Here is a 6,020-nt window from a genome sequence, read left to right as displayed (position 1 = left end):
AGCCTGACCCGCGAACACACCAAACCCGCCGTGGCACCCACGGCAACACCGACGCGCCCACACCCAGCGCACCTCACCTCTATTTTCGGATTAGCAGGCACCTTCTCGACATTTCTCTGCTGGAATGCAATTCCGGCGGGGAGCTGGTCAGGTGCGGACCGCGAAACCCCACGGCAGTTCCAGCCGGTGCGCGGCCAGCAGCGCCTCGTCGGCCAGGATGTCGTTGATCGCGCCGTCGGCCACCACCACCCCGCCGTCCACCACGACGGCGCGCCGGCACAGCTGAGCCGCATACGGCAGGTCGTGGGTGACGATCAGCATCGTCGCGTCGAGGCCCGAAAGCGTCTCGGCCAGTTCACGTCTGGCCACCGGGTCCAGGTTGGCCGACGGCTCGTCGAGCACCAGGATCTGCGGATCACACGCCAGTACCGTGGCCAGCGCGGCGCGACGGCGCTGACCGGCCGACAGATGGGTGGGGTTGCGGTCGGCCTGCTCGGTCAGCGACACGGTGGCCAGCGCGTGCGCCACCCGATCGGCGAGCTGCGTGCCCCGCAGCCCGAAGTTGGCGGGGCCGAACGCGACGTCCTGCGCGACGGTCGGCATGAACAACTGGTCGTCGGGATCCTGGAAAACCAGACCGACACGCTGCCTGACGTCGCGGAGGTTCTTGCGGTCCACCGGCATGCCACCGATGCGCACCGACCCCGAGGTAGCGGTGAGCACGCCGTTGAGATGCAGCATCAGCGTGGTCTTGCCTGCACCGTTGGGCCCGAGCACCGCAACGCGCTCACCGGGGGCGACGCTGAGGTCGACACCGTCGAGGGCGACGTGGCCGTCCGGATATACGTGGCGCAGCGCCTCGACGTGCACCGCGGGGGTCATCGGATCAACCACGCCGACACCGACACCGACACCGCGGCGACGGCCGGGACCATCGTCAACGCCCATTGGACCGGGACCGCCCTGGGCGGAGCTCCGATCACTGCGAGGTCGGGGACGCTCCCGTCGAAACCCCTCGACAGCATCGAGTGATACACCCGCTCTCCCCGCTCGTAGGACCGTAGGAACAACGCGCCGATGCCGGTGGCGATGGCGCGCACCTGGTGCAGTGCCCGCGGTGAATCCCCCCGCGAGATCCGGGCCATCCGCATCCTGCCCGCCTCCGCGGCGAGCAGGTCGATGTACCGGATCATCAGCACCAGCACCGAGGTCACCACCGCGGGGACACCGAGCCGGCTCAGCGCGGCGGGCAGCTCGGCGGCCGCGGTGGTGGCGGCCAGCGTCAGCGCCGCCGCCACCCCCAGGGTGCCCTTGATGACGATCCCCCACGCCGCGTACAGCCCGGCGACCGACAGCTGCAACCCGGCGACCTCGACGCGCTCACCGCCCTCGGCGAAGGGCAGCAGCAGGGCCAGCACCAGGAACGGGGCCTCGATCAGCATCCGCGGCAGGATCCAGCGCAGCGGGATACGCGCCAGCTGCCAGACAGCCACCACGATCAGTGCGAAGACCGCGAACGGCCAGAACATCTCCCGCGGGGTGGCGACGACGGCCAGCACGAACACCAGCAGGCAGACGATCTTGACCTCGGCGGACGCCCGGTGTACCGCGGAGTCGCCGTGTCGGTACAGCGGATGGGCTCCGGCACCCACGGCTACCGCCCGCTCGGCTCGTCGGCGTCGGAGTCCCTGCGGGTGCGGGCGATCAGCCAGAAGCCACCACCGGCGACCACGACCGTGACGAGCACGCCGATCACCCCCGCCAGTCCCCCGCTGCCCTCGCGCCCGCCGAGCGCGTAGTCGGCCAGCGGGGAATCGGCGAGGTGGTGTTCGTCGGTGTGCTGCGCGATGCAATCACCTGTCAGCTGCTCGCCGTCGGCGGTCTCGACGACCTCGCAGCCGCGCAGCGTGGTCGAGTCCAGGCCGTCGGGACTGGAGCTGGCGAAGTATGAGACGACCCCGGCGATCAGCAGCGTGGCGACGGCGAACGCCGCCAACAACGACCAGCGCCGGGTCATGCGGGAACCCGCGCTCGGTGGCGTCGCAACAGGTGAACCAGGTCGGGGCGGGACCGCGCGACCGCCATCACGGTGACCGCGGTGATGACGCCCTCGCCGACGCCGATCAGCACGTGCGTGACGAACATGTAGCCCGCGACTGTGCTCATGGATGCCGGGGCGGCTCCGCCGATCGCGTACTCGAGTACGAAGCCCATTGCCGCGCAAACCGTTCCGATGAGTGCGGCGAGGAAGGCGATGAAGCCCAGGGTGCGCACCGGCGGGCTGTCGGTCCTGCGGCGCACCACCGAGTACATCGCCATCGCGACGCCGTACCCGGCGGCGACACCGATGATCCCCATGTTGACGATGTTCATCCCCAGCGCCGTGACGCCGCCGTCGGCGAACAGCAGGGACTGCACCACCAGGACGATGCCGATGCACAGGGCGCCGGTGTACGGGCCCACGAGGATGGCGGCGAGCGCACCACCGAGCAAGTGACCGCTCACGCCGGGCAGGATCGGGAAGTTGACCATCTGGACGGCGAAGATGAACGCCGCGACGAGACCCGCCAGCGGGACGGTCCGTTCGTCGAGTTCGGTGCGCGCCCTCCAGACGCACAGACCGAGCGCGAGAAGCGCGACCGCCCCGAACATCACCGATGTCTGCGCGTTGACGATGCCGTCGCTCATGTGCATCGCGACGAGAGAGCTGGACATTGAGCTGAGCCTAGGGGCCCGGCCGTTACCTGTCTAGATGAACAGCTGTTCAGGCGTCGTCAGCCGTCCGCACCGTCGGCGCCCCTGGTGCCGTCGCTGGTCTTCCCGTCGCCGCCGGTACCACCCGCAGCCGGACCGGACGAGGTGGTCTTGGCACCGCCGCCCTGCCCGCCGGCACCGCCGGCCCCGCGCCTGGTACCCCCGTCGCCGCCGTTGCCCCCGCCGTTGCCGTTCGCGTCGCCGTTGCCGGCGGTGGCCTCACCAGCGCTGCCGCCACTGCCCCCGACGCCGGCGATCGCGACGTCACCGCCGTGACCGCCGGCACCGCTGTTGGCGGTGCCCTTCGCGGCATTGGCATTGCCGCCAACGCCACCGTGGCCGCCGTCCCCGAACCCGGCGGCGTTTCCACCGTTCCCACCCGCGCCGGCGTTGACCGCGCCGGTCACCGTCCCGATGCCGGTCCGGAAGGCGTAGCCACCCCGGCCGCCGTTACCTCCACCGCCGAAGAGCCCGGCGTCACCGCCGTTGCCGCCCGTACCGGCGGTCACAGCCGAATCGAAGGACCGCGCCTCCCCGCCGGCCCCGCCCGCACCGCCCGCCCGGGCGAATCCCGTTGCCCCGCCGCCCATCCCGCCGTTGCCGCCGATCGCCGTACTGGCGGCACTGCTGGCCAGGCCACCCGCACCACCGACACCGCCTCTGCCCAGGAACCCGGCCGCGCCACCGTTTCCGCCGTGACCTGCCGTCGCCGCCGCCGCAGTGCTGCTCGCATCACCTCCGGCACCGCCGGCACCGCCGACGCCGAACAACCCGCCGGCACCGCCGTTTCCGCCGCGGGTGCCCGTGGCGGCCGCCGTGGTGCTGCTGGCTCTCCAGCCCGCACCACCGGCGCCGCCGTTGCCGAACAACCCCGCGCGCCCGCCGCTGGCACCTGACTGACCCGCAATCCCGGCGTCGCCGCCCTTTCCGCCGTTACCCAACAACAACCCGCCATTGCCGCCGTCCTGTCCGAGACCACCGTCGGCACCGTTGCCGATCAGCAGTCCACCGTTCTGGCCGGGCAGCACACCGTTGCCGATGAGCAGTCCCCCCGGCCCGATCAGGCCCAGGAACGCGCCGGTGGAACTGAACAGGCCGGTCAACTCCACCGTGGAACCGCCAGCGACACTCGGCGACGGCCCGAACCCGTGGGAGTCTCCCCGATCACCCGGCGGCGACGACGACCGCAGCGGCCTGATCAGTTCCCGTAGCTGACGTGAATCCATCAGCAGCGCATGTTCATCCGCACCGTCGTCGGCGGTCCCGTCCGCGATGCCGCCGCCGGGGAGCGAAGTCGTCACGGCGGAAACCGGATGGACTCGGACACCTGCCCGCATTCGGTGATCACCGAGAGTCACCGAGACCGGTCGTGCGATGAGGACCGCAGGCTCGGGGCGGCCGTCGGGCACCGTCACCGGACCCGGCGTCGCAAACCCCGTCGCGGACAGCAGCGGATGCGTCGGATACCCCTGCGCGACCGGGGCCGTTCGGCCGCCGGCATGGCGGGCGGCCGACTCGTCGGCCAGTCCCACCGAAGTGGGCGCGGCGACGAGCCCGACGCCGAGAGCGACCGCGAGCGTGCCGACGCGCCCGACCGTCCGGCGGCTCGGCGATGCGGTGTTGGTGTCCATGTCGAATTCTCCTGTCCGTGAACAAAACAACTTGCTCAGCGCTTGACCGCGGTGACCAACAGATACTCGGCGTCGTAGGCGGTGCGGCCGGGGATGGTCTCGCGGTTCCAGTCAGTCAGCAAGGCGAGGAAGTCGCTGTCGAGCGCCTCGATGCGCTCCGGCTGATCGGCGTTGAACCGATAGGTCGCAATGGTCGGCCCGTAATTGCTTTTCCAGTACTCGCGGAACTCGGCCGGATCGGCGCAGTGGTCCATCACCACCGTTTGCCGCTGGGTCCGCAGCGCCGCGACCCGATCACCGAACAGCTGCCCGACGTGATCCTCGTCGCCCCACAGTGGCGGCGGGGAGGCACCGGGCGGAGGCGGCGGCGCGTAGGGCTTCATGGTCGCGAAGAGGCGACCGATGAAACCCTGCGGTGTCCAGTTGATCATCCCGATGGTTCCGCCGGGTCTGACCACCCGGACCAGCTCGTCGGCGACGGCCTGATGGCGGGGTGCGAACATGGCTCCCACACAGGACATCACGATGTCGAAGCTGTTGTCGGCGAACGGCAATGCCTCGGCGTCGGCCTCCACCCACTCCAGTTCGACGCCGCGCTCGGCGGCGATCGCCCGCCCTGGGCCGAACATTTCAGGAGTCAGATCGCTTGCTGTGACGATCCCACCGGCCGCGGCGGCGGCAATGGCCGCGTTGCCGGACCCGGCGGCGACATCGAGGACCCGGTCTCCGGGGCGCACGCCGCACGCGCGAACCAGCACCGGGCCCAGTTCCGAGATCAAGTCTGCGGCGACGGCGGGATAGTCACCCGACGCCCAGAGCGCACGGTGCTTCTCCTTGAGTTCCCGATCGGCTTCGGCGGTTGTCATTTCGCCCCTCCTGTTACCTCAGTGGTCGACGGTCACAGCCTGAACCGTGCGCATTGAGAAACCGTTGAAAGAACGTGAAATCAGCTGTTCACAGCGTCTTCGGCGCCGTATGCACGCCGGCTGCCGGACCGCGCCGACCGCACCCGCAGACGAACAAGGAACCGTCCGTGCTCCAGCACGCGGCTTGACCGGCGGATTCCACGATCACGTCACGGTTGCTGCAACCTCGGCGAGCACGGTTGGTCCGCTCGGTCAGCGGGTCAGCCGTTGGCCCACAAGCCAAGGGAGACAAAAGAGATGACCACATTGAAGAACATCCCGACGCTGATCGGCGGCGCGGCCGTGATCGCTGCCGCCGCGCTTTGCCCGGGCGCGGCAATTGCCAGCGCTGAATGGGATATCGACAGATATGACGTCTGCATGAGCAGGACGATCAGAGACACAGACGGTTGCTGCATCGTTTCAGGCGGAGATCTAGGCTCCGACGGAGTGTGCCGGGCGCCTGCCGCAAATGCCGCGGTGCAGCAGGAGGAGTCCGCATCGTTGCCGCCGCAGATCAATGTTGGCACCAGGCCAACCATGGCTACCGACGCGCCTGACAGCCCTGCCCCTGGAAGCAACGCGCCCGGCGGTTTGACGCCGGGCGGCACATCACGGTGACGGTGAACCGCCTCGAGTTCAGGCGCGGAAACAACCACGTCATCGGGCCATTGACCAACCCGGTCTCCGCTACCTTCCAGTACTGGTCGCCTGGCCCTGTCCGGTGCAT

The 6,020-nt window shown here is 69.8% G+C and carries 7 protein-coding genes; 1 reads left to right on the top strand and 6 read right to left on the bottom strand.

Annotated elements, in window-relative coordinates; all coding sequences use genetic code 11:
- Positions 1-147: 147 nt before the first annotated feature.
- From H7I57_RS27195 to H7I57_RS27170, 6 genes are read right to left on the bottom strand one after another with little or no spacing between them, the layout of a single operon-like run.
- Positions 148-882: an energy-coupling factor ABC transporter ATP-binding protein gene (locus H7I57_RS27195; RefSeq protein ID WP_264027453.1), complete on the bottom strand. Its 735-nt coding sequence runs from the start codon at positions 880-882 to the stop codon at positions 148-150.
- Entirely contained in the window at positions 879-1,652 is a 774-nt protein-coding gene (gene cbiQ / locus H7I57_RS27190; RefSeq protein ID WP_264027441.1) for a cobalt ECF transporter T component CbiQ, read from the bottom strand. The genes H7I57_RS27195 and cbiQ overlap by 4 nt, the downstream gene beginning before the upstream one ends.
- Before the next feature lie 2 nt (positions 1,653-1,654).
- Complete coding sequence (locus tag H7I57_RS27185) at positions 1,655-2,017, bottom strand: PDGLE domain-containing protein (RefSeq protein ID WP_264027439.1); 363 nt, start codon at positions 2,015-2,017, stop codon at positions 1,655-1,657.
- A complete protein-coding gene (locus H7I57_RS27180; protein WP_264027437.1) occupies positions 2,014-2,715 on the bottom strand; it encodes an energy-coupling factor ABC transporter permease in 702 nt (233 codons plus the stop codon). Before H7I57_RS27180 ends, H7I57_RS27185 begins: the two co-directional genes overlap by 4 nt.
- A gap of 59 nt (positions 2,716-2,774) precedes the next feature.
- Positions 2,775-4,385: a PGRS repeat-containing protein gene (locus H7I57_RS27175; protein WP_264027436.1), complete on the bottom strand. Its 1,611-nt coding sequence runs from the start codon at positions 4,383-4,385 to the stop codon at positions 2,775-2,777.
- Positions 4,386-4,420: 35 nt separating this feature from the next.
- Positions 4,421-5,251, bottom strand: a complete 831-nt coding sequence (locus H7I57_RS27170; protein WP_264027435.1) for a class I SAM-dependent methyltransferase — start codon at positions 5,249-5,251, stop codon at positions 4,421-4,423.
- A 297-nt stretch (positions 5,252-5,548) separates the two neighbouring features.
- Here H7I57_RS27170 and H7I57_RS27165 point away from each other — a divergent pair, with 297 nt between their 5' ends.
- Entirely contained in the window at positions 5,549-5,911 is a 363-nt protein-coding gene (locus H7I57_RS27165) for a hypothetical protein (RefSeq protein WP_264027433.1), read from the top strand.
- The last annotated feature ends 109 nt before the right edge of the window (positions 5,912-6,020 follow it).

It is taken from the genome of Mycolicibacterium pyrenivorans, from assembly GCF_025821625.1.
GTDB classification, from domain to species: domain Bacteria; phylum Actinomycetota; class Actinomycetes; order Mycobacteriales; family Mycobacteriaceae; genus Mycobacterium; species Mycobacterium pyrenivorans.
This window is presented reverse-complemented; position numbering and strand designations above follow the sequence as displayed.